Here is a 21,897-nt window from a genome sequence, read left to right as displayed (position 1 = left end):
GCCCGGTCAGCGCAGGGTCGGGATCCACTCCGCCAGCGCGCGGCCGATCTCCTCCGGTGAGTCCTCGGGCACGAAGTGTCCACCCGGCACGGTGACCTCGGTCAGCGCCGGCCACCGCCGGACCTTCTCGCGCTGGCGGCCGACCAGGATCGACCCCGGCTCGACGTTGACGAACAGCTTGGGCACGTCGCTGTGCGCCAGCCACTGGCCGTAGCGGTCGACGACGTCGTGCACGCCCGGCGGCGCGTGCTCGATCGGGAGCTGCCGCGGCCACTCCAGCGTCGGCCAGCGGTCGGCGCGCTCCCGGAACGGCGCCCGGTACCGGTCGTGCGCCTCCGCGGACAGCCCGCGGTGCACCTCGGCGGCGAGGATCTTCTCCACGAACACGTTCTGGTCGAGCACCTTCCGCTCGCCGTCCGGCCCACGCATCGCCTGGAACACCGGCTTCGCCGCCCGCGGCCAGTCCGCCCAGAGCATCGGGGTGACGATCGCCTCCATGAAGGCGATGCCGCGCACGGCGTCGGGGTGCTGCGCGGCCCAGTCGAAGCCCAGCCCGGAGCCCCAGTCGTGCAGCACCAGGGTGACCCGCTCGGTGGCGCCGACGGTGCTCAGGAACTCGGCCAGGAACTGTGCGTGCCGGTCGAAGGAGTAGCTGCCCGGCCCGGGGTCGGCCAGCTTGCTCGACTCCCCCATGCCGACCAGGTCGGGAGCCAGGCAGCGGCCCAGGTGCCGCACGTGCGGGATGACGTTGCGCCACAGGTAGGACGACGTCGGGTTGCCGTGCAGGAAGACGATCGGGTCGCCCTCCCCCACGTCGACGTAGGCCATCTCCTGGTCAGCGACCTGCACCCGGGAGCGGGGGAACGGGTCGTCGGCGGACACGGGCGTGCGGACGTCGTCGGCCATGCCCTGGGGTGTCCCCGTCACTCCGCCGACTGAACCGCGTGCGCCACCACAATGGCCATTTCGGTGGTTGGGGGGGGGTTGCACCTGACGCGACGTCAGGCTGTTGCGTCGTCTCTGTCAACGAGAGAGGAGGGGCGATGAGCTGGACGGTGGGTGAGCTGGCCCGGCTGGCCGGGGTCACGGTGCGCACGCTGCACCACTACGACCGGATCGGGCTGGTCCGGCCGAGCGAGCGGACGTCGGCGGGCCACCGCAGCTACGACGCGCGCGACCTGGACCGGCTGCAGCAGGTGCTGCTGTACCGCGAGCTCGGGTTCCCCCTCGACGAGGTCGCGACCCTGCTGGACGACCCCGAGGCCGACCCCGCGGTGCACCTGCGCCGGCAGCACCGGCTGCTGCGGGATCGGCTCGAGCGCACCCAGGCGATGGTCGCGGCCGTGGAGAAGGAGATGGAGGCACGGCAGATGGGGATCTCCCTGACCCCGGAGGAACGGTTCGAGGTGTTCGGCGACTGGCTCCCGGAGGAGTACGCCGCCGAGGCCGAGGAGAGGTGGGGCGACACCGAGGCGTGGGCGCAATCGCAACGGCGCACCGCGGCGATGAGCAAGGAGGACTGGCAGCGGGTCAAGGCCGAGTCCGACGACGTCGAGCGCCGGTTCGCCGCGGCGCTGGCCGCCGGCGTGCCGGCCGACTCGACCGCAGCGCAGGACCTGGCCGAGGAGCACCGGCAGCAGATCAGCCGGCACTTCTACGACTGCTCGCCGGAGGTGCATGCCGGGCTCGGCCGGATGTACGTCGAGGACGAGCGGTTCACCGCCCACTACGAGCGGGTCGCGCCCGGTCTGGCGCAGTACGTGAGCACCGCCGTCCAGGCCAACGCCGCCCGCCAGAGCTGACCTCCCCCGAGGGGCCAAAATCGCGATCTTGGCCCCTCGGGTGAGGGGCAGCCCCTCGGGCGAGGGACGTCACGTCCCCCCAGCGCCGTCGGCCGGACGGTGGGCCGCATCCTGGTCGGGTGGGTTGGGTGATCGGGCGACTACAGCAGCCCTGGGTGCAGCGGATGGTCCGGGCGGCGCTGGCGGCCGGGCTGTCCTGGCAGGTGGCGTTGCTGCTGCCACCGATGCTGTCGGACTACGCCTACTACGCGCCGCTGGGTGCGGTCATCGCGGTCAGCCCGACGATCGCCGACTCCGCCTCGGCGGCGTGGCGCAGCCTCGCCGCCATCCTGGTGGGCTTCGCCCTCGCCGTCGTCGTCTACGAGGTCACCCGGGCGGTGCCGAACGCGCTGACCATCGCGCTGATCGTCGCCCTGGCCGTCGTGGTCGAGCAGTGGCGGTCGCTGTTCCGCGAACAGGCCAGCTGGGTCAGCTTCGCCGCCGTCCTGATGCTGACGGTCGGGACGTCGGACCCGGCCGAGTACGCCCTCCGCTACGCCGGTCTCACCCTGCTGGGCGCCGCGATCGGCGTCCTGGTGACGACGGCGCTGTTCCCGCCGCTGCAGCTGACCACCGCCGTCGAACGGATCGCCCGGACCCGGGAGACGCTGGCCGCCCACCTGGAGACGATCGCCGTGGCGCTGCGCGACGGGCAGCTCCCGGCCCCGCACGAGTGGGAGGAGCAGGGCGAGGCGCTGGACACCGCCCTGGACCAGATGCGCCGGGCCGAGACGCAGGTCGAGCGGGCCAGGCGGGCGAACCCGCGGGCGAACCGGTGGCAGGGCACCGCCGGCAGCATCCGGGCGCAGTCCCGCGCGCTCGACCGCGTCGCCGTCCTGGTCGACGACCTCACCACGCTCGTCGTGGAGTTCCAGCCGCACCGGCGCGGGCTGGACCGGGTGGACGACGGCACCGGCTGGGTCCTCGCCGACGCGCTGGACGGCCTGGCCGGCGTGGTGCGGCTCCCGTTCCACGACGCCGAGGACCAGCCCGACGACCGGGACGCCGCCATCGCCACCGCGGTGTCGGCGTCGAACCGGCTGACCGCGCTGCTGCGCAGCTCCGAGATCGCCGACGACGAGGGGTTCTTCGCCCTCGGCGCGGTCACCGTCGGGATGCACCGGTCGCTGCAGACGCTCGATGCGCACGTCCGCTTCCCCGCCCCCGCCTGACCCTTCCGGCAGAGATGGCCATCCCTGTCACGTCCGCCCTCGGCGAAGGCGGACTCGTCCGTCCTTGAGCCCGGCTAAGGTCTGACCCTCGTGAGCCGCATCGGTGAGGTCCTGGTCCCGGCGCGGCTCGGCACCAGCTTCCGCTGGCTGCTGGCCTCGTCCTGGACGACGAACCTCGGGGACGGTGTCGCGCTGGCCGCCGGTCCCCTGCTGGTCGCCTCGCTCACCCGGGACGCGTTCCTGGTCGCCCTCGCCGCGACCGTGCAGTGGCTGCCGCCGCTGCTGTTCGGCCTGATCGCCGGTGCGTTGACCGACCGGCTGGACCGGCGGCTGATCGTGCTGACCGTCGACCTCGCCCGCGCCGTCGTCCTCACCGTGCTGACCCTGGCGGTGGCCACCGACCGGGTGTCCATCGCCGCGGTGCTGGCGGCGCTGTTCCTGCTGGCCACCGCCGAGGTGTTCGCCGACAACAGCTCGCAGACGCTGGTGCCGGTGCTGGTGGCCCGGGAGGACCTGGCGGTCGCCAACGGGCGGCTGCAGACCGGGTTCATCACGGTGAACCAGCTCGCCGGCCCGCCGCTGGGCGCCGCCCTGTTCACCGTCGGTGCGGCGTGGGCGCTGGGCGCGCAGGCGGTGCTGGTGGCCCTCGGGGCGGTGTTGGTCACCCGGGTCCTGCTGCCCGCCCGGGAACGCGTCGCGGGCCGGCGGACGGCGATGCGGCACGACATCGCCGAGGGGCTGCGCTGGGCGCGGCACCACGCCGCCGTCCGCACCCTGGTGCTGACCATCACCATCTTCAACGTCACCTTCGGCGCCGCCTGGTCGGTGCTGGTGCTCTACGCCACCGAACGGATCGGGCTGGGCGAGATCGGCTTCGGGCTGGTGACCACCGTGGGCGCGGTCGGGGGCATCGTCGGCGGCTTGACCTACGGCTGGATCACCCGCCGGGTCAGCCTGGGCGACCTGATGCGGATCGGCCTGGTCGTGGAGACGCTGACCCACCTGGCACTGGCCCTGACCTCCAGCCCGTGGGTCGCCCTGCCGGTCTTCTTCGTGTTCGGGGCGCACGCCTTCATCTGGGGGACGACGTCGGTCGCCGTCCGGCAGCGGGCGGTGCCGGCGGCGCTGCAGGGCCGGGTGGGCAGCGTCAACGTGGTGGGCGTCTACGGCGGGCTGGTGGTCGGCTCGGGCATCGGCGGGGTGCTCGCCCAGCACTGGGGCGTGACCGCCCCGTTCTGGTTCGCCTTCGCCGGGTCGGCCGTGTTCGTCGTGCTCATCTGGCGCTCGCTGCGGCACATCGCCCACGCCGACGAACAGCCGGTGCCCGCGCCGGTCTGACCCGGCCGGACGTCACACCCGGATGAGCAGCTCGCCGTGCAGCATGCCCAGCCAGCCGTCGTCGGCCTCGGCCCAGTCCGACCAGGCCGCGGCGATCGTCTCCAGCTCACCCGGGGTGGCGAGCCCGTCGCCCACGGCCTGCTCGGCGAAGGCCGAGGCGGTCGCCCGCCCGGCCCAGGAGCGTCCCCACCAGGCCCGCTCGTCGGGGGTCGCGAAGCACCAGGCCGACGTCGTCGCCACCGTGTCCCGCAGCCCGGCGGCGTGCGCCCAGGACCGCAGCCGCCGGCCGGCGTCCGGCTCGGCCCCGTTGGCCCGGGCCACGCTCTGGTAGAGGTCCAGCCAGCGGTCCAGCCCCGCGGACGCCGGGAACCAGGTGGTGGCGGCGTAGTTGACGTCGCGGACGGCGATCAGCCCACCGGGCCGGCAGACCCGGCCCATCTCGCGCAGCGCGGCGACCGGGTCGGTGAGGTGCTGGAGCACCTGGTGGGCGTGCACGACGTCGAAGGAGTCGTTGGTGGCGGCCAGCGCGTAGCCGTCGCCGACCCCGAACTCCACCGCCACGCCGGCCCGCTCGGCCAGCGCCCGGGCCTCCGCGAGCGGCGCGGGCGACACGTCGAGCCCGACCACCCGCCCCGGCGCCACCCGGGCCGCGAGGTCGACGGTGATCGTGCCTGGGCCGCAGCCCACGTCGAGGACGTCGAGCCCCGGGCGCAGCCAGGGCAGCAGGTACCCCGCCGAGTTCTCCGCCGTGCGCCACCGGTGGGCCTGCAGGACCGGCTCGGCGTGCCCGTGCGTGTACGTGTCCACCCCGTCACCCTGCACCGTCGGACCAGAGAGTGGACCACCCTTCCCGCTGGGTGGACGGGATCGGTTGCACGAACACCCCCCAGCAGGTGGTCGGCGTCACCCGGACACGTTTCGGCAGCTCGACCGGGGTACGGGTGCACTGTGTCCAGCGGCCTCGATCCTGCCGCCGGCGAGGTCGTTCCGGGCGAGGACGAGACCGGTCCGCTGCTGCGGCTCTCCGGCCGGATCGACCGGGAGGTCGTGCGCCGTTTCCGGTTGCTGGTCCCACCGTCGGCCTGGCCGGACCGGGCGGACCTCTCCGCGGTCACCGCGATCGACGCGGCGGGGCTGCAGCTGCTGGTGCACCTCAGCCGCAAGCCCGAGCGCCACGGGGGACGACTGCGGCTGCTGGCCGTGCCCGCCGAACTGCAGCCGGCGCTGGCGCGAGCCGGGCTGTCCCGACTGCTGCCCCGGGACGGCGCAGCGTCGTCCGCCGCCGGAGACCCGGACCGGCCGGCACCCTCCTGACCACTCTCGCCCCGGCGACTGGCGCAGGGCGGTCCGGTCAGGTTAGCCTCGCCTCACTCGACGCGAGGGTGGGTGTGATGGGTCTGCGACTGCCGGTCGGCGGTGTCACGGTGCTGCTGGGTCCGACGGGGGCGCGGGCGGAGACCATGGCCGCCCTGGACCCGGGCAGCGCCCGGTGCGCCGGAGGACACGCCTCCCTCGCCGTGATGCGACTGACCGCCGCACCCGGCGACGGCGTGCAGCAGCGGCTGGACGCCGTCGAAGGAGCGCGCACCGGGCCGGCGTCCGTCGTCCTGGTCGACCACCTGACCGACGGCCTGGCCGCGGACGACCGGCGCACCGTGCTCGCCGCACTGCGACCGGTCGCGGCCGCGGGCCGCGCCGTCCTGGTCGACGACGGCGACCCGATCGCGGCGCTCTCGGTCTCCGACAGCGTGCTGCGCACGCCGACGTTGGCCCTGGAGCCGGTGGCCGGCGCCGACGAGCTGGAGCAGCTGGTCGCATGAGCCGGCATCCCCGCAGGGACGCCGGCGGGGGTCAGCGGGTGCTGTAGGTGAGGCAGTCGGCCGCGTCAGCGCCCGAACCGACCTGCACCGCGGACGCACGGCACTCGAGGGCCTCGTTGTGCACGCAGTCCGAGCGGTGGCAGGCGCCGACGACGCCGGTCCGCTCGAGCCCGGCACGGAACGAGATCTCGACGAAGGTGCCGCAGTGGGCGTGGTCGCCGCCGACGGTGATGGCGCCGGCGTGGCAGGCGTGGTCGGCGTTGTACGAACAGCTGTCGACCGAGCAGTCCTGCACCTGGGGCATGTCCAGCATCTGGGTCATGACCCGAGGCTGACAGCTCCGCGGGACGCCCGCCAGCCAGGAGAGGCTGCCCTGATCGGGGCGCTCCGCCCTGACCAGCCACTCTGCGCCAGCGGCCCGACACGCCGGTCAGCCGGGCGGGCGCCAGCCCGGCGGCGGGAGCCTGGCCGCCAGTGCACGGGCGGCGTAGCCACCGGCGACGGCGGCCACGACGAGCACCAGCAGCAGCCCGGCCGACCCGATCCGCACCACCTGGAGGAGCCCCAGCAGGAAGAGCAGCAGCGCGGCCACGAGCAGCGACAGTCCCGCGGCCAGCAGCACGACGAGCCAGCGCGGCTGCCCGCCCCGGGCGGCCGGCGGAGCGAGGCGGTCGGCAGGCGTCACCGCCGCAGTCCACCACGACCGCCGGTTCCCCGGCGGGACCGCACCGGCGGACTCACCCGATCCGGGCTGGCCGACCCGAGCAAGATCCAGCAGGCTCGGGGCATGTCTGCCCCGATCCCTGCGACCCCCGGCGTGACCAGCGAGGTCGGCCGGCTCCGCACCGTCCTCCTGCACCGCCCCGGCGCCGAGCTGCGCCGGCTCACCCCGCGCAACAACGACGAGCTGCTCTTCGACGGCGTCCCCTGGGTGGCCCGCGCGCAGGAGGAGCACGACGCGTTCGCCGCGGCGCTCACCGAGCGCGGGGTCGAGGTGCTGTACCTGGACCGCTTGCTGGCCGAGGTGATGGCGCTGCCGGCCGCCCGCGCGGAGGTCATCGCCGCCGCCGTCGACGAGCCGCGGCTGGGCGCCACCCTGCAGCACGCCACCACCGCCCACCTGGACGGCCTGGCGCCCCAGGACCTCGCCACGGCGCTGATCACCGGGGTCGCGCACGACGAGCTGCGCGGCGGCAGGGGGTTGGCCTACGAGCTGATGGGACGCGGGGACTTCGTCGTCCCGCCGCTGCCCAACCTGATGTTCACCCGCGACTCCTCGGTGTGGGTCGGCGGGCAGGTCGCCGTCACCTCGCTGGCCATGCCGGCCCGCGACCGGGAGAGCGCGCTGACCGCGGCGCTGTACACCCACCACCCCCGGTTCACCGGGGTCGGCCAGCTCTACGGCCCGCACCTGGAGCACCTGGAGGGCGGCGACGTGCTGCTGCTGGCCGCGGGGGTCGTCGCCGTCGGGGTGGGCGAGCGGACCACGCCCGGCGGTGCCGAGCGGCTGGCCCGGCGGGTGTTCGCCCGCGGGCTGGCGCACACGGTGCTCGTCGTGCCGATCGCCCAGCAGCGGGCGACCATGCACCTGGACACCGTCGCCACCATGGTCGACGTCGACGCGATGGTCATGTACCCGGCGATCGCCGACCACCTGCAGGCCTGGACCGTGACGGCCGGCGACCAGTCGCCCGAGGCCGGCGACACCAGCGAGCTGTCGGTGCGGGGCCCGCAACCGTTCCTGATCGCCGCCGCGCAGGCGATGGGGATCGACCGGCTGCGGGTGATCGACACCGGCCTCGACCCGGTGACCGCCGAGCGCGAGCAGTGGGACGACGGCAACAACACCCTCGCGCTGGCCCCGCGGCTCACCGTCGCCTACGAGCGGAACACGGTCACCAACGCCGCCCTGGAGAAGGCCGGCATCGAGGTGCTCCCGATCGCCGGGTCGGAGCTGGGCAGCGGCCGGGGCGGCCCGCGGTGCATGAGCTGCCCGGTGCTGCGCGACGCCGTCCCCGCGTAGTCCGGTCGGTCAGGCGCCGGGTCGGTCAGGCGCCGGGGGCGAACGCTGCCACGGCCGGGTCGAAGACCTGCTCCCGGTAGACGTCGCTGCGCGCCGGGCTCGCGGTCAGCTGCACCACGGCGAGCCCGGCCGGGGTGTCGGCCAGGGCGAGGTCGACCCGCTGGCCGAGGTCGTCGAGCCGGTACAGGTCCCAGGTGGCCGCCCCGGTCTCACGCTGGTCCACCGGCTCCAGGGGCTCACCGGTGCCCAGCTGCGCGGCCACCTGCTGGAGCACCTGGTCGGCCGTCGCCCCGGGCACCACCTGCTGCACCAGCGAGACCAGCGGCGACTGCTGGAACGCCCCGGGGAGCACCTCGGACCACCCCTCCGGCCGGAGACCGGCGACCCCTAGCTCCTCGCTCTCCCAGGCCGTCATCTCCACCTCCACGCCCTCCGGGGTGAAGGCGGGGAGCTCGACGTCGTCGACGCAGGAGGCGTCCGGCTCGCTGTCCGGGTCGGCGAGGAAGTCGCGGGTCAGCTGCACCGCGCACTCGTGGGTCCCCACCGAGCCGTGCCCGGTCGACGGGAACTCGACGAAGACGCTGTCGCCCAGGTCCTCGGCCAGCTGCGCGCCCCACCGCGGCGGGGTGATCGGGTCGAGCTCTCCGGCCAGCACCAGGGTGGGGATGTCGCTGGTCAGCGCCTCGTTCTCCACCGGGTCGGGCTCGCCGGCGTTCCAGTCGGCGCAGACGTCGAAGACGGCCGGCCCCATCGTGGGCGCGTTGTCGAAGAAGCTCTCGACCAGGGGGTGCTCGGCGGCGGCCGCCGCCACCACCTCCTGGTCGCTGAAGCTGACCTCCTCCTCGCACTGCACGGCCAGCTGCTGGCCGACGCTGACCAGGTCCAGCTGCTGGGAGAAGGCGCCGAGCAGCAGGCCGATCATGCCGAAGTCGTCGTTCGCCGCCGCCTCGACGACCTCCGGGAGGAAGGGGATCAGCTCGGTCGAGTACATGCTCTGGAACAGGAACCCGACGAGGCCGGCGCCGTCCAGCGGGCCCTGCACCCGCTCGCCGGTGGTCGGGTCGAGCACCGTGACCGTCGCGGGCTCGGCGTCCAGCTCCGCGACGAGGTCGGTGACGGTCTGCTCCAGGTCGGGGTGCTGCTCGGCGCACCCGGCATCGGCGGCGCAGGCGGCGAACAGCCCCTCCAGCGCCCGGGCGGCGTTGCCCGGCGTCTCCTCGTAGAGGTCGGCGTCGATCGGGTAGGAGGCGTCGAGCACCACCGCCCGGATGCCCTCGGGGTGGTCGCGCATGGCGGTCTGCGCCAGCCGCGTGCCGTAGGAGATCCCGTAGAGGTCCCACTCCTCGTGGCCCAGCGCCCGGCGCAGGTCCTCGAGGTCGGCGGCGGAGGCCGCGCTGTCGTAATCGTCGAAGTCGACGCCCTCGTCGACCAGCGGCTGCCGGCACTCCTCGAGCGCGGCGGTGGCCTGGGCCGCCAGCTCTTCCACCGGCTCGTCCGAGCCCAGCGACTCCCGCACCCACGAGCTGTACTCCGTGCAGGCCAGCGAGGGCTCGGTCAGCCCCGTCCCCCGCTGGTCGAGGAGGATCAGGTCCCGCTCCTGGGCGAGCGGCTCGTACAGCTCGCCGAACGCGAGCGGCACGATCTCCAGCGCACCCTGGCCCGGCCCGCCGGAGAGGTAGACGAGCGGCTCCTCGGCCGGCTCCTCGGCCGCTGCGGCGACGACGCCGAAGGCCAGGCTGACCGTGCCGGCGCCCGGGTCGTCGCGGTCGGCCGGCACCTCGAGGGTGCCGCACTCGATGTCGATCCCGGCCGGGACGTCGAACCCGCAGGCGCCCCACTCGACCTCGCGGGACGCCGCGGTCGACGGTGTCCCCGCCGCGTCCGCGCTGTCGTCCTCGCCGTCACCGGTACAGCCGGCCAGGACCAGGACAGCGAGCGGCACCAGGGCCAGGCGACGGTCCATGAGCTTCCTCCGTGTTCGCTGCCGGTCGCGCCGACGGCGCCGGTCAACTGGTCACCGCGGGCAGTCAACCAGCCGCGCCCCGGTCAGGCAGCCTCGCGCCGACCGCCGTGGTCGACCCGGACCGCGACCCGGGCGGCCGGCCCGGCGGCCCGAGCGGCCGGCCCGGCGGCCCGACGCCCGGCCCACCGGCCGAGGTCCTCGTCGCGAGCCGTGGCCCACCGCGTCACCGGTCGGGCGACCCGCTCCCCGGTCGGCCCGGTGCGGGCGCCGCGGTTGCGCAGCGCGAGCCAGCTGACCAGCACGGCCCCGCCGAGCAGCAGCAGGTGGCCGACCGCCCGGCCGGTGTGCACGTGACCGGCCCCGAGGTCCCCGACGGTGACCCAGGCGAGCACCGCGGTGAAGGGCAGCAGGAAGGGCAGGGCCCCGGCCGCCAGCCGCGGCAGCACGGCGACGCCGAGGAAGCAGGCGGCCAGCCCCAGGTTCCAGGCCCCCGTCTCGTGCGCCAGGTGCACCGGGGCGGCTGCCGCACCACCGGCGCCCAGCAGCGCCGGCAGGCTGACCGCCAGCTGACCGGCGCCGACGGCCAGCAGGGTGAGCCGGAGGGCGGCGTCCAGCCACGCCCGGGAGCGGACCGCCGGCTGCACCGCGGGCAGCCGGCCCAGCACCGCGGCGGTCACGTCGGGCACCGCCGCGACCGGGGTCAGCCGGGCCCGCCGGGTCACCTCCGCCGCGGCCTCGGCCCATCCGCGGCAGGCCGGGCACCTGCCCAGGTGCTCGTCGACCCAGGTCTGCGGCAGGCCGGGGGACTCGCCGTCCAGGTCGGCGGAGACCGCCTCACGACATGCTGCACAGCTCACGGTGGCATAGTCGCCGCCGACGACCGCAGAGTTCCCGGAGGGTCCACGTGGGGCAGCTGGAACGTCTCGCTGCCCGCGCAGCCGAGGGCGACAGCCTGGCTCAGGCCGCGCTGATCCGGGAGACGCAGACCGACGTGTGGCGGCTGTGCGCGCACCTGGCCGACCGCCAGGTCGCCGAGGACCTCACCCAGGAGACGTTCCTGCGGGCGCTCCCGGCGCTGCCGGGCTTCGAGGGGCGGTCGTCGCTGCGCACCTGGCTGCTGTCGATCGCCCGCCGGGTCTGCGCCGACCACCTGCGGGCCCGGAAGCGCCGCGGCCTGGTGCTGGTCTCCGACGACACCGACCTGGCCGACCTGGTCCGCGACGTGCCGGAGGACGAGGTGGGCGGGTCGGTCGCCGCGCAGGACGTGCTGGACCGGCTGGAGCCCGAGCGCCGGGAGGCCTTCGTGCTCACCCAGCTGATCGGGTTGCCCTACGCCGAGGCCGCGGAGGTGGTGGGCTGCCCGATCGGCACGATCCGCTCGCGCGTGGCCCGGGCCCGGGAGGACCTGGTCGAGGCGCTGGTCGCGGCCGACCACCCCCGCACCCGCCGTCCCTCCTGAGGCTCTCGGCCCGGCCGGTCAGGGGTGCTGGGCGGCCAGGCGGCGCAGCCGCTCGTTGTAGGCGACCAGCTCCGGGTCCTCGCCGCTCTCGCCCCGGGCGATCGCCCGGTCGCGCGTCCGGTCGGCGGCCCGGTTGGCCCGCTCCTCGGACCGGGTCCACTGGAAGAAGACCACCGCCAGCACCAGCACAGTGGGGAACTCACCGAACGACCAGGCGATGCCGCCGGCCGCCCCCTGGTCGTAGAGCGGGTCGATGCCCCAGGACTCCGGCGGGGTGGCGTAGCTGGTCAGCAGCACCGAGCTGCTCATCATCACGATCACGCCGAAGAAGGCGTGGAACGGAGCGGGCAGCAGCAGCTCCAGCATCCGCGCACCGTGCCCGGAACGCCGGGGCCACGGGTCGATGGCCATGATCGGGCCGAAGAACAGCAGCCCGGTGATTAGGAAGTGCAGCAGCATGAACGTGTGCCCGACCGTCGTCGACATGAGGTCGTCGAACAGCGGGGTGAAGTAGACGCCGTAGAGGCTGGCGATGAACAGCGGGATGGTGAAGAACGGCGAGGAGACCAGCTGGCCCAGCCGGCTGTGCAGCGCACCGAGCAGCGCCCGCCGCGGCACCCCCGCGGGCCCCTGCGCTGCGGGGAGGGCACGCAACATCAGGGTGACCGGGGCGCCGAGCAGCAACAGCAGCGGGATGATCATGCTCAGCACCATGTGCTGCACCATGTGCAGGCTGAACAGCACCATCCCGTAGCTCTGCAGGCCGCTGGCGGTGACGTGGAACAGGGCGGCGCAGCCGATCAGCCAGGCGACCGTGCGGGACGGCGCCCAGGCCACCCCCCGGCGGTGCAGCCGCCACAGCCCGACCAGGTAGCCGACGGCCAGCAGCACGGCGACCCAGGCCACCGGCGAGGCGGCGGCCAGGTCCAGTCCCAGCACCCGGCCGGCGGTCGGCGGCAGCTCCGGGACGTGCATCGAACCCATGCCGCCGTGCTCGTGCCCCACGTCAGTCCTCTCTCAGCCCCGCTGTGTGGCTCCCACGGTAGGCCTGGCCCGGCCCTCTCGCCGCAGTCGGCGAGAGGGCCGGGCCCGTCGGCTCAGCGCAGCGTGACCTGCCGGGACAGCAGGCCGGCGCGGGCCCGTCGCTCGTCCGCGTTCAGCGGCTCGGTGACCGCCAGCGCGGCCTCCAGCCGGGTGTGCAGCTCCGCCGAGGGACCGGCCCACTCGGCGCCGGGCACCTCGCCCGGCACGTCCCACACCGGGACGGCGAGGCCCAGCGCACGGAAGGCACCGGCGTAGCGGGTGCCCTCCCCCAGGCTGAGCTGCTCGGCCGCGCCGAGCCGGGCGAGGGCGTCCAGCAGCGCCTCCTCCGGCTCGGGGCGCACCCAGCGCACGTGCCCGCGCTCGGTGGTCGGCCGGCACCAGTACGCGGCCTCCAGGCCGGCCAGTCGCACCGTGGGCATCACCATCTCGTTGGCCTGCTGCAGGCTCGCCCGGGCGGCCGCGTCGACGTCAGCACCCTCCAGCCAGAAGCTGAAGTCGTCGTGCACGGTGACCTCGAACGGCGCCGAGAGGTCCAGCAGCTCCTGCAGCCGCGGCCCGGCCGAGCCGGCGGCGCCGATCGGCCCCGGGTCGACGGGGGCGCCGGCCGGCGCCTCGAGCGCGGCGGCGAGCGCGGTGCCGAGGTCGCGGCTGACGTCGTCGGAGGACGTCTGGAGCTGGACGCCGAGCAGGATCTCACCGTTGGCGCGCACCAGGGCGGGCGTGCCGCCGGGCAGGACGCTGGCCAGCGTGACCGATCGGCCGTCGGTGGTGGTGAGCTGCGCCGTGGCGGCCGGCACGAGCTCGCGCAGCGCCACCCAGTCGACCTCGCCGGGCAGGCCCTCGAACGGGCGGAGCACCGGCTGGCCGTAGCCGGAGCCGTGGCAGTGCTTGTAGCGGCGGCCGGAGCCGCAGGGGCAGGGCGCCTTCGGGTTGGTCTCGCCGGCTGTCGCAGGGGCAGCGGGACGGCGGGTCGTGGTGCGGGCCATGCATGCGAGGGTAGCCAGCGGTCCGGTCGGCCTCCGCCGCTCACCGGGTCACGGCGGGCCCAGCGGCGGGACGTCCGGTCCCGCCGAGGCCGTTCACTACGCTGCTGCCGGTGACGCCGGCCCCTGCTCCGTTCGACCTGACCGACGCCGCCGTGGTCGCCGACCCCTACCCGGCCTTCGCCGCAGCCCGCACCGTTGCGCCGGTGCAGTGGAACGACCAGCAGGGCATGTGGCTGGCCTTCGGCCACGCCGAGGCCAACGCCGTCCTGCGGGACCGGCGGCTGGGCCGGATCTGGTCGGACCGGACCCCCGCCGAGCGGTTCGAGAGCTTCAACCTGATCCACCGCAACGCCATCCTGGAGATGGAGCCGCCCACCCACACCCGGCTGCGCCGGCTGATCAGCGCGGCGTTCGCCCGCGGCCACGTCGAGCGGCTGCGGCCCTGGGTGCAGGAGCTGGCCGACTCCCTCGTCGACTCCCTCGTCGAGCGCTCCGCCGGGGAGACCGGCGTCGACGTGCTCTCCGGCATGGCCGAGGAGCTGCCGGTGGCGGTCATCGCCGAGCTGCTGGGGGTGCCGGCGGCCGACCGGCCACTGCTGCGCCCGTGGTCGAACGCGATCGTGAAGATGTACGAGTACGGCCGGACCACGGAGGTCGAGGCCGACGCCGAGCGGGCCGCCGCCGAGTTCGTCGCCTACCTCCGGGAGCTGGCCGCCGAGCGGCGGACCGCCCCGGGAGAGGACCTGCTCACCCACCTGGTCACGGTGCGCGACGCCGAGGGCGACCGGCTCACCGAGGACGAGCTGGTCACCACCTGCATCCTGCTGCTCAACGCCGGCCACGAGGCGACGGTCAACGTGAGCGGCAACGGCCTGCTGGCGCTGCTGGAGCACCCCGACCAGCTGGACCGGCTGCGTGCGGACCCGACCCTGCTCCCGACCGCAATCGAGGAGCTGATGCGCTACGACTCGCCGCTGCAGCTGTTCGAGCGCACCGCCACCTCCGACGTCGAGATCGGCGGGGTCACCGTCGCCCACGGGCAGAAGATCGCCGCCCTGCTGGGCAGCGCGAACCGGGACCCGGCCGTCTTCGCCGACCCCGACACCCTCGACGTGGGGCGCACCGAGAACCCGCACATCTCCTTCGGCGCGGGGGTGCACTTCTGCATCGGTGCCCCGCTGGCGCGAGTGGAGCTGCAGGCCTCCTTCGGTGCACTGCTGAGCCGCACCTCCCGGCTGGAACTGGCCCGCCCGGCCCGACGCCGCCCGGAGTTCGTCATCCGCGGGCTCCAGGACCTGCCGGTCGTGCTCACCGGCCACTGAGCCGTTGCGCCGGGGGACGACCTCAGGGCACCGGTCGACGCCGCGTCCATGATCCGTCACAGCTGGTGCTGACCGCGTCGGGAAGCCGGGGAAAGCTCGTCGCCGACCGGTTCCTCCGGCCGATGGCCTGCCTACCGTTGAGGCGTCCGCCACACGGCGGGCTCCGGACGACGACACCGCCGAACCTGCCCACCGTCGGCCCGGACGTCACGAGACCACGGGCAGGCGCGGGGGACCCACCTCGCAGGACCAGGCCTCCGGGCCTTGGGGTGAAGCCGCAGTACGCGGCCGGGCAGCTCTCGCCCGAACCCGACAGCTAACTCCGCAGGCGGCGAGAGGCACACACACCCATGCTCAATCGCTTCACGGCACGGCGCGACCGCTCCACCGGGCGTTCCGCCCTCGCTTCCGCGGCGCGCCCGGCCATGGTGGTCGCGGCAGCTGCAGCGATGTCCTTCGGGGTCATCGCACCGGCCCAGGCCCACACCGGCAGCCACACCGTCAGCCCCGGGGACACCCTCAGCAAGCTCGCCGGCAGCCACGGCACCACCTGGCAGACCGTCTACGCGGCCAACCAGGGCACCATCGGCGGCAACCCGAACGTGCTGCGCGTCGGCCAGGTGCTGACCATCGGCGGCGGCTCGGCCCCCGCGGCTGCACCGGCGGCCGCACCCGCGGCGGCGTCCGGCAGCTACGTCGTCCGACCCGGCGACACGCTGAGCAAGATCGCCGCGGCGCACGGCACCACCTGGCAGAGCATCTACGCCGCCAACCAGGGCACCATCGGCGGCAACCCGAACGTGCTCCGCGTCGGGCAGCGGCTCACCCTCGGCGGCGGGGCGGCCCCGGCGGCCCCGGCCCCCAGCCGGCCGGTCCAGCAGGCCGCCAGCCGCAGCGCCGACCGGAGCGCCAGCGGTGACCCCCGGTCCATCGCCCGGACCATGGTCGCCGAGCGCGGCTGGGGCCCCGGCGAGTTCGCCTGCCTGGACGCCCTGTGGGAGAAGGAGAGCAACTGGAACCCCACGGCCGACAACCCCAACTCCAGCGCCTACGGCATCCCGCAGGCGCTGCCCGGCTCGAAGATGGCCTCGGCCGGCCCGGACTGGCGCACCAACCCGGCGACCCAGATCACCTGGGGTCTGGGCTACATCAGCGACCGCTACGGCACCCCGTGCGCCGCGTGGGCGCACTCCCAGGCCAACAACTGGTACTGATCGACGAGAACGACGGGTCGGTCGGCGCGATCAGGCGCTGACCGACCCGGACCGGTGGTCCGGGCGACCGGACCACCGGCACGACGACGCCCCGGCCGGGCAACCGGCCGGGGCGTCGTCCGTCCCGGACGAGGTCCTCCGACCCCTGTCAGGTGCCCACACGCCGCGCCCGCAGAGCCGTTACCGGATCGTGACCGGGGGGCCTGGGGGCCAGCCGGACTGCCGATGCGTCTCCTCAGTGGGACCAGCGGAAGGGACGCGGTGGCGAAGGAGCAGGACGAGGAGTTCACCGACTTCGTCGGTGCGCACGGCCCACGACTGCTGCGCACCGCGGTGCTGCTGACCGGTGACCGCGGCCGCGGCGAGGACCTGCTGCAGACCGCACTGGCCCGCGCCTACGGCCGGTGGGGCACGGTCCGCCGCGCCGACGACCCCGTCGCCTACCTGCGCAAGATGCTGGTCAACGGCCACCTCAGCTGGCTGCGCCGGCTCAGCAACACCGAGCAGGTGGTCGAGTGGTTCCCCGACTCGCCGGACCGCGTGGACCTGCAGGCGCTGCACGCCGAGGCCGACGAGTTGCGCACCGCGCTGCGCGAGCTGAGCCCGCGGGTGCGCACCGCGGTGGTGCTGCGCTACCTCGACGACCTCAGCGAGGCCGACACCGCACGCCTGATGGGCTGTTCGGTGAGCACGGTCGGCAAGCACGTCTCCCGCGGCCTCGCCGTGCTGCGCACCGTCCTGGACCGTTCCCCCGAGCCGGCACGGACCACCCGGAGACACACGTGAACCCCCACGAGCGCGACCTCGCCGGCCGGCTGCACGGTCTGGCCGACGAGTTGACCGCCGGCGGAGGCGGCGACGCCGCGGGCGCGGTGGCCCGCTGGCGCCACCGGCGCCGGACCCGGCGGACGGTGACGGCGGTCGCCGTCGGCGTGGCCGCGGTGGCCGTCGGAGGCGCGGTCGCCGTCGGCCCACAGTCCTCCGCACCGCTCCCCGGGGACACCGTGCGCCCGACGGTCACCTCGTCGGCGCCGGCCACGGCACCGACGCCGCCCGGGGGTGACACGCCGTCCGGGACACCGGTGCCCGACGACAGCCCGGCCACCGCCGACGCGGGGGACGCCACCCGCACCGGCGGTGCGACCGAGGCCTACGGCAAGGAACCGGTCCCGGTGGTGTCCGCGGCGGAGAAGGCGCGGCTGACCGCCGAGGCCCAGGCCGACCTGGACCGGGTGGTCGACACCCTGCCGCCGTCCCTGGCGTTCCCCTCGCCCACCGAGTGGGACCGGTGGCTGCCGGAGCCCAAGCCGTACCCGGGCCGGGACACCGCGGACGACCTCTCCACCTGTCCGGTGCTGTCCGACGGCCTCTCCGCTGCTCTCGGGTCCCGGATGAGCTACTGGACCGGCACGCTGCCCGGCGCGTGCACCTGGGCGCCAGTACCGCTGCTGTACGACACCATCGACTACCCGTTCACGGTGGGCGTGGGCTTCCTGGGCGACGGGACGACGCCCGCCGACGTCGCCCGCGATGCGTTCGACTGGGTGCCCCAGGGCGATCCGACCCCCTGCCCCCGGGCCGACGTCGCCGACGGTGGCGTGCTGATCCGGTGCAGCTCGGTCGACCAGGCGTCGTTCCAGCTGGCCGTCCCCGACGCCCGCGGCAAGGGCACCTGGGTGCTCGACGCCACAGCCGACCAGGGCGGCGAGGTCACCGCCGCCGAGGCGTTCACCGCACTGCTCGACGGCGTCGCCCGGAACTACGGGTGAGACGACGACGCCCCGCCCGCAGCACCGGGCGGGGCGTCGTGCGTCAGGCGCTCAGAGGCGCTGGTTGAGCCGGTGGTAGGCAGCGCTCCAGCGCAGCTCCTTGGCCAGGCTGCGCCGGGTGGTGTCGGCGTCGATGAGCACCAGCTCGGTGTCGAAGACCTCGGCCAGGTCGGTGAGCTCCTCGGCCCCCAGCTGGGTCGACAGCACCGTGTGGTGCGGCCCGCCGGCGGTCAGCCAGCCCTCGGTCGCCGTCTCGAAGTCCGGCCGGGGCTCCCACACCGCCCGCGCCACCGGCAGGTTCGGCAGCGGCTCGGACGGGTCCACGACGTCGATCTCGTTGGCCACCCAGCGGAACCGGTCGCCCAGGTCGCACCAGCCCAGCGTGATGCCCGTGCCGGGGGCGGCGTTGAACACCAGCCGGGCCGGGTCCTCACGGCCACCGATGCCGAGCGGGTGCACCTCCAGCCGCGGGCGCTCCCCGGCGATCGTCGGGCACACCTCGAGCATGTGGGCACCGAGGATCTTCGGGGTCTCGGAGGCCAGGTCGTAGGTGTAGTCCTCCATGAAGGAGGTGCCACCGGGCAGGCCCTGGGCCGCGACCTTGAGCACCCGCAGCAGCGCCGAGGTCTTCCAGTCGCCCTCGCCGCCGAAGCCGTAGCCGTCGGCCATCAGCCGCTGCACGGCCAGGCCGGGGAGCTGACGCAGGCCGCCGAGGTCCTCGAAGTTGGTGGTGAAGGCGCCGAAGCCGCCCTCGGTGAGGAACTGGCGCAGGGCCACCTCGATCCGGGCCTGGTAGCGCACATGAGAGTGCCGGTCGCCGCCCGGGCGCAGGTCGGCGTCCATCTCGTACAGGTCGCCGTACTCCGACACCACCGCGTCGACGGCGGAGTCGGCGACCCGCTCGACGACGGCGACCAGGTCGTTGACGCCCCAGGTGTTGACCGACATGCCGAAGCGGATCTCCGCCTCGACCTTGTCGCCCTCGGTGACCGCGACGTTCCGCATGTTGTCGCCGAAGCGGGCCAGCTTGAGACCGCGGGCGGCGGCCACACCGGCGGCGGCGCGGACCCAGGAGCCGACCCGGGCCTGCACCCGCGGGTTGCCCGCGTGGCCGGAGACGGTCGTGCGCGGCGTGCGCAACCGGGTGAGCATGAACCCGTACTCCCGGTCGCCGTGGGCGGCCTGGTTGAGGTTCATGAAGTCCATGTCGATCGTCGCCCACGGCAGGGCGGCGTCGGCCTGGGTGTGCAGGTGGAGCAACGGCTTGCGCAGCGCGTCCAGCCCGGAGATCCACATCTTCGCCGGGGAGAAGGTGTGCATCCAGGTGATGACGCCGAGGCAGTTCGGGTCCTCGTTCGCCTCCCCCATCATCCGGCGGATGGCCCCGGCGTCGGTGAGCACCGGCTTCCAGACCACCCGGACCGGCACCGCGTCGGCGCCGTCCAGCGTCGCGGCGACCCGCTGCGACTGCTCGGCGACCTGCTGGAGCGTCTCCTCGCCGTACAGCCCCTGGCTGCCGGTGAGGAACCAGATCTCCTGACCCTCGAATGCCACCTGCTGCTCCTTCGTGCTCATCGTTGTCCGTAGACGTTCTGGTAGCGCGCGTACAGGGAGTCGATGTCCGCCTGCGCGATCGGGACCGGCTCACCGAGCTGCCGGGAGAGGTGCACCGTGCGGGCGACGTCCTCGGTCATGACGGCGGCCTTGACCGCGGCCTTCGCCGAGGGGCCGATGGTGAAGACGCCGTGGTTCTTCATCAGCACCGCCGGCGAGCGGTGCCCCTGCAGCGTCGCGACGATGCCCTGGCCGATCGAGTCGTCACCGATCAGCGCGAACGGGCCCACCGGGATCGGCCCGCCGAACTCGTCGGCCATCGCCGTGAGCACGCAGGGGATCTCCTCCTGCCGGGCCGCCCAGGCCGCGGCGTAGGTGCTGTGCGTGTGCACCTGGCCGTTGACCTCGGGCATGTTCCGGTAGACGTAGGCGTGCGCGGCCGTGTCGGACGACGGCGCCCGGACCCCGTCGACGGCGTTGCCGTCCAGGTCGCAGACGGTGATGCCCTCCCAGGTCAGCTGGTCGTACTCGACGCCGCTGCCCTTGATGACGAACAGGTCCTCGCCGGGGACCCGCTCGGAGACGTTGCCCGAGGTCCAGGTGACCAGCTCGTAGCGGGTGAGGTAGGAGTGCAGGTGGGCGACGTGCTCGCGCTGCGCGCGCAACGTCCCCTGCTCGGTGCGGGTGGGGGTGGCGGTCATGCCGGCTGCTCCTCGGTGGTGGCGGCGGACGGGGTCGGGTCGGTCTGCCGGTCGCCGACGGCCACGTGCGCCACGGCGGCCCGCTCGACCGGGAGGGCGGCGACGTACCGCGCCATGAACGCGTCGAAGCCGGCGACGTCGGCGGGGTCGGGCTCGGCGGTCGTCAGGCCGGCGTCGGTGAAGACGGTGCCGTCCAGGTAGTCCGCCAGGCTCTGGCCCGGCTCGCGCCGGGTGGCGAAGGCAGCCAGGACGGCGATGCCCCACGCACCCCCCTCCGCGGCGACGTCCCCGACGGAGACCGGGGTGTCGATCGCGGCAGCCAGGAAGCGCTGCGCCACGCCCTCGGTCTTGAACATGCCGCCGTGGGCGAACATCCGGTCCAGCCGCACGCCCTCGGCCTTCTGCAGGACGTCCATGCCGATCCGGAGCGTGGCCAGGGACGAGAACAGGTGCGTCCGCATGAAGGTGCCGAGGTGCAGCGGGCTGTCCGGCGAGCGCAGGAAGAGCGGCCGGCCCTCCTCGAACTCGGTGATCGGCTCACCGGAGAGGTAGTTGTAGGCGAGCATCCCGCCGCAGTCGCTCGCCCCGCCCAGCGCGGCGGCGAAGAGGGTCTCGAAGACCTGGGACGCGTCGGCCTCGGCGCCCAGCGCGCGGGCGAACTCGGCGAACAGCCCGGCCCAGGCGTTGAGCTCGCTGGCCCCGTTGTTGCAGTGCACCATCGCCACCGGGTCACCGGCCGGCGTGGTCACCAGGTCCAGCTCGCGGTGCACCTGGGCGAGCTCGCGCTCGAGCACGACCATGGCGAAGACCGACGTGCCGGCGGAGACGTTGCCGGTGCGCGGGGCGACGGAGTTGGTGGCGACCATCCCGGTGCCCGCGTCACCCTCCGGGGGACAGAGCGGCACGCCGGGGCGCAGCGCCCCGGTGGGGTCGAGCAGCCGTGCGCCTGCCTCGGTGAGCGTGCCGGCCGGCTGGCCGGCGACGGCGATGGCCGGCAGCAGCTCGGCGAGACCCAGCTCGACCCCGGCCTCGGCGGCCAGCTGATCGAACCGGGCCAGCATCGCGGCGTCGTACCCGCCGTCGGCGCCGATCGGGAACATGCCGCTGGCGTCCCCGACGCCGAGGACCTTCTCGCCGGTGAGCCGCCAGTGCACGTACCCGGCCAGCGTGGTCAGGTGGTCGACCCGGCCCACGTGCTCCTCGCGGTCCAGGACGGCCTGGTAGAGGTGCGCGACGCTCCAGCGGTGCGGGATGTTGCACCCGAACTCCGCGCTGAGCCGCTCGGCTGCGCGACCGGTGTTCGTGTTGCGCCAGGTGCGGAACGGCGCGAGCAGCTCGCCGTCGGCGTCGAACGCCAGGTAGCCGTGCATCATCGCGGAGACACCGAGCGCACCGACGCCGGCCAGCTCGACCCCGTGGCGTCGCCGCACGTCCTCGACCAGAGCCGCGACGCTCTGCTGCACCCCGGACCACACGTCCTCCAGGGAGTACGTCCAGAGCCGGTCGACCAACTGGTTCTCCCAGTCGTGGCTGCCGACGGCGAGCGGCGCGTGGTCCGGGCCGATCAGCACCGCCTTGATCCGGGTCGAGCCGAACTCGATCCCCAGGGCCGTGCGACCGGAGGTGATCGCGGTGCCTGCGTCCATCGTCATGTCAGGAGCCCTTTCCGCCCACCGTGCCGGGCCTGGTCG

General features: G+C 74.4%; 22 protein-coding genes and 1 riboswitch. Of the genes, 11 read left to right on the top strand and 11 right to left on the bottom strand.

Annotation, left to right across the window (positions count from 1 at the left end; genetic code table 11):
- Positions 1-6 precede the first annotated feature (6 nt).
- Positions 7-906 (bottom strand): haloalkane dehalogenase, encoded by a 900-nt coding sequence (locus tag O2W16_RS13785; protein WP_269159383.1) that lies wholly within the window; start codon positions 904-906, stop codon positions 7-9.
- Between the two features lie 137 nt (positions 907-1,043).
- Here O2W16_RS13785 and O2W16_RS13780 point away from each other — a divergent pair, with 137 nt between their 5' ends.
- The 3 genes from O2W16_RS13780 to O2W16_RS13770 all read left to right on the top strand — a co-directional run bounded on the left by O2W16_RS13780 (position 1,044) and on the right by O2W16_RS13770 (position 4,351).
- Complete coding sequence (locus O2W16_RS13780; protein ID WP_269159382.1) at positions 1,044-1,802, top strand: MerR family transcriptional regulator; 759 nt, start codon at positions 1,044-1,046, stop codon at positions 1,800-1,802.
- 119 nt (positions 1,803-1,921) lie between these two features.
- Positions 1,922-3,013, top strand: a complete 1,092-nt coding sequence (locus tag O2W16_RS13775; protein WP_269159381.1) for an FUSC family protein — start codon at positions 1,922-1,924, stop codon at positions 3,011-3,013.
- 90 nt (positions 3,014-3,103) lie between these two features.
- The gene (locus tag O2W16_RS13770) at positions 3,104-4,351 is read left to right on the top strand and encodes an MFS transporter (protein ID WP_269159380.1); all 1,248 of its coding nucleotides are present in this window, start codon (positions 3,104-3,106) and stop codon (positions 4,349-4,351) included.
- Between the two features lie 12 nt (positions 4,352-4,363).
- Here O2W16_RS13770 and O2W16_RS13765 read toward each other — a convergent pair whose 3' ends face one another.
- Complete coding sequence (locus tag O2W16_RS13765) at positions 4,364-5,158, bottom strand: methyltransferase domain-containing protein (protein ID WP_269159379.1); 795 nt, start codon at positions 5,156-5,158, stop codon at positions 4,364-4,366.
- Between the two features lie 141 nt (positions 5,159-5,299).
- On the opposite strand from O2W16_RS13765, the gene O2W16_RS13760 reads away from it, so the two are divergent.
- Positions 5,300-5,665: an STAS domain-containing protein gene (locus O2W16_RS13760; RefSeq protein WP_269159378.1), complete on the top strand. Its 366-nt coding sequence runs from the start codon at positions 5,300-5,302 to the stop codon at positions 5,663-5,665.
- A gap of 77 nt (positions 5,666-5,742) precedes the next feature.
- Positions 5,743-6,171, top strand: coding sequence for a hypothetical protein (locus O2W16_RS13755; RefSeq protein ID WP_269159377.1), 429 nt, complete (start codon positions 5,743-5,745; stop codon positions 6,169-6,171).
- A gap of 31 nt (positions 6,172-6,202) precedes the next feature.
- Here O2W16_RS13755 and O2W16_RS13750 read toward each other — a convergent pair whose 3' ends face one another.
- Positions 6,203-6,493 carry a DUF1540 domain-containing protein gene (locus tag O2W16_RS13750; RefSeq protein WP_269159376.1) on the bottom strand — a complete coding sequence of 97 codons (291 nt, stop codon included), beginning with the start codon at positions 6,491-6,493 and terminating at the stop codon, positions 6,203-6,205.
- 108 nt (positions 6,494-6,601) lie between these two features.
- Positions 6,602-6,856, bottom strand: coding sequence for a hypothetical protein (locus O2W16_RS13745; protein ID WP_269159375.1), 255 nt, complete (start codon positions 6,854-6,856; stop codon positions 6,602-6,604).
- 102 nt (positions 6,857-6,958) lie between these two features.
- Between O2W16_RS13745 and O2W16_RS13740 the strand changes: the two genes are divergently transcribed.
- A complete protein-coding gene (locus O2W16_RS13740) occupies positions 6,959-8,194 on the top strand; it encodes an arginine deiminase (protein WP_269159374.1) in 1,236 nt (411 codons plus the stop codon).
- Positions 8,195-8,219: 25 nt separating this feature from the next.
- Here the strand turns inward: O2W16_RS13740 and O2W16_RS13735 are convergent, their stop codons facing one another.
- Both O2W16_RS13735 and O2W16_RS13730 read right to left on the bottom strand, forming a co-directional pair.
- Positions 8,220-10,157 carry an alpha/beta hydrolase gene (locus O2W16_RS13735; protein WP_269159373.1) on the bottom strand — a complete coding sequence of 646 codons (1,938 nt, stop codon included), beginning with the start codon at positions 10,155-10,157 and terminating at the stop codon, positions 8,220-8,222.
- Positions 10,158-10,240: 83 nt separating this feature from the next.
- Positions 10,241-11,014 (bottom strand): zf-HC2 domain-containing protein, encoded by a 774-nt coding sequence (locus O2W16_RS13730; RefSeq protein ID WP_269159372.1) that lies wholly within the window; start codon positions 11,012-11,014, stop codon positions 10,241-10,243.
- 47 nt (positions 11,015-11,061) lie between these two features.
- Here O2W16_RS13730 and O2W16_RS13725 point away from each other — a divergent pair, with 47 nt between their 5' ends.
- Complete coding sequence (locus O2W16_RS13725; protein ID WP_269159371.1) at positions 11,062-11,616, top strand: sigma-70 family RNA polymerase sigma factor; 555 nt, start codon at positions 11,062-11,064, stop codon at positions 11,614-11,616.
- Positions 11,617-11,634: 18 nt separating this feature from the next.
- Here O2W16_RS13725 and O2W16_RS13720 read toward each other — a convergent pair whose 3' ends face one another.
- Both O2W16_RS13720 and O2W16_RS13715 read right to left on the bottom strand, forming a co-directional pair.
- Positions 11,635-12,600: a cytochrome c oxidase assembly protein gene (locus O2W16_RS13720; RefSeq protein ID WP_269159370.1), complete on the bottom strand. Its 966-nt coding sequence runs from the start codon at positions 12,598-12,600 to the stop codon at positions 11,635-11,637.
- A gap of 113 nt (positions 12,601-12,713) precedes the next feature.
- The gene (locus tag O2W16_RS13715; protein WP_269159369.1) at positions 12,714-13,646 is read right to left on the bottom strand and encodes a DUF5926 family protein; all 933 of its coding nucleotides are present in this window, start codon (positions 13,644-13,646) and stop codon (positions 12,714-12,716) included.
- Positions 13,647-13,756: 110 nt separating this feature from the next.
- Between O2W16_RS13715 and O2W16_RS13710 the strand changes: the two genes are divergently transcribed.
- The 4 genes from O2W16_RS13710 to O2W16_RS13695 all read left to right on the top strand — a co-directional run bounded on the left by O2W16_RS13710 (position 13,757) and on the right by O2W16_RS13695 (position 17,951).
- Positions 13,757-14,968 carry a cytochrome P450 gene (locus tag O2W16_RS13710; RefSeq protein ID WP_269159368.1) on the top strand — a complete coding sequence of 404 codons (1,212 nt, stop codon included), beginning with the start codon at positions 13,757-13,759 and terminating at the stop codon, positions 14,966-14,968.
- A 227-nt stretch (positions 14,969-15,195) separates the two neighbouring features.
- A riboswitch (cyclic di-AMP (ydaO/yuaA leader) is annotated at positions 15,196-15,294 on the top strand.
- Between the two features lie 123 nt (positions 15,295-15,417).
- Positions 15,418-16,182, top strand: coding sequence for a LysM peptidoglycan-binding domain-containing protein (locus O2W16_RS13705; protein WP_269159367.1), 765 nt, complete (start codon positions 15,418-15,420; stop codon positions 16,180-16,182).
- A gap of 261 nt (positions 16,183-16,443) precedes the next feature.
- The gene (locus tag O2W16_RS13700) at positions 16,444-16,968 is read left to right on the top strand and encodes a SigE family RNA polymerase sigma factor (protein WP_269159366.1); all 525 of its coding nucleotides are present in this window, start codon (positions 16,444-16,446) and stop codon (positions 16,966-16,968) included.
- Entirely contained in the window at positions 16,965-17,951 is a 987-nt protein-coding gene (locus tag O2W16_RS13695; RefSeq protein WP_269159365.1) for a hypothetical protein, read from the top strand. Before O2W16_RS13700 ends, O2W16_RS13695 begins: the two co-directional genes overlap by 4 nt.
- A gap of 51 nt (positions 17,952-18,002) precedes the next feature.
- Here O2W16_RS13695 and araA read toward each other — a convergent pair whose 3' ends face one another.
- From araA to O2W16_RS13680, 3 genes are read right to left on the bottom strand one after another with little or no spacing between them, the layout of a single operon-like run.
- Complete coding sequence (gene araA, locus O2W16_RS13690) at positions 18,003-19,526, bottom strand: L-arabinose isomerase (RefSeq protein ID WP_269159364.1); 1,524 nt, start codon at positions 19,524-19,526, stop codon at positions 18,003-18,005.
- On the bottom strand, positions 19,523-20,206 hold the full coding sequence (locus tag O2W16_RS13685) for an L-ribulose-5-phosphate 4-epimerase (RefSeq protein WP_269159363.1): 684 nt from the start codon (positions 20,204-20,206) through the stop codon (positions 19,523-19,525). The genes araA and O2W16_RS13685 overlap by 4 nt, the downstream gene beginning before the upstream one ends.
- The gene (locus tag O2W16_RS13680; protein ID WP_269159362.1) at positions 20,203-21,858 is read right to left on the bottom strand and encodes a xylulokinase; all 1,656 of its coding nucleotides are present in this window, start codon (positions 21,856-21,858) and stop codon (positions 20,203-20,205) included. The genes O2W16_RS13685 and O2W16_RS13680 overlap by 4 nt, the downstream gene beginning before the upstream one ends.
- Positions 21,859-21,897: the final 39 nt, after the last annotated feature.

Source organism: Modestobacter sp. VKM Ac-2984 (genome assembly GCF_026967985.1).
Lineage (GTDB): Bacteria > Actinomycetota > Actinomycetes > Mycobacteriales > Geodermatophilaceae > Modestobacter.
The sequence above is the reverse complement of the archived record's forward strand: the minus strand, read 5'-3'. Positions and strand labels throughout refer to the sequence as shown.

What these genes read in the sequence shown, in the direction of transcription:
- O2W16_RS13785 (WP_269159383.1), bottom strand. Translation starts at nt 906, where the DNA reads ATGGCCGACGACGTCCGCACGCCCGTGTCCGCCGACGACCCGTTCCCC.
- O2W16_RS13780 (WP_269159382.1), top strand. Translation starts at nt 1,044, where the DNA reads ATGAGCTGGACGGTGGGTGAGCTGGCCCGGCTGGCCGGGGTCACGGTG.
- O2W16_RS13755 (WP_269159377.1), top strand. Translation starts at nt 5,743, where the DNA reads ATGGGTCTGCGACTGCCGGTCGGCGGTGTCACGGTGCTGCTGGGTCCG.
- O2W16_RS13750 (WP_269159376.1), bottom strand. Translation starts at nt 6,493, where the DNA reads ATGACCCAGATGCTGGACATGCCCCAGGTGCAGGACTGCTCGGTCGAC.
- O2W16_RS13740 (WP_269159374.1), top strand. Translation starts at nt 6,959, where the DNA reads ATGTCTGCCCCGATCCCTGCGACCCCCGGCGTGACCAGCGAGGTCGGC.
- O2W16_RS13735 (WP_269159373.1), bottom strand. Translation starts at nt 10,157, where the DNA reads ATGGACCGTCGCCTGGCCCTGGTGCCGCTCGCTGTCCTGGTCCTGGCC.
- O2W16_RS13720 (WP_269159370.1), bottom strand. Translation starts at nt 12,600, where the DNA reads ATGGGTTCGATGCACGTCCCGGAGCTGCCGCCGACCGCCGGCCGGGTG.
- O2W16_RS13715 (WP_269159369.1), bottom strand. Translation starts at nt 13,646, where the DNA reads ATGGCCCGCACCACGACCCGCCGTCCCGCTGCCCCTGCGACAGCCGGC.
- O2W16_RS13705 (WP_269159367.1), top strand. Translation starts at nt 15,418, where the DNA reads ATGTCCTTCGGGGTCATCGCACCGGCCCAGGCCCACACCGGCAGCCAC.
- araA (WP_269159364.1), bottom strand. Translation starts at nt 19,526, where the DNA reads ATGAGCACGAAGGAGCAGCAGGTGGCATTCGAGGGTCAGGAGATCTGG.
- O2W16_RS13685 (WP_269159363.1), bottom strand. Translation starts at nt 20,206, where the DNA reads ATGACCGCCACCCCCACCCGCACCGAGCAGGGGACGTTGCGCGCGCAG.
- O2W16_RS13680 (WP_269159362.1), bottom strand. Translation starts at nt 21,858, where the DNA reads ATGACGATGGACGCAGGCACCGCGATCACCTCCGGTCGCACGGCCCTG.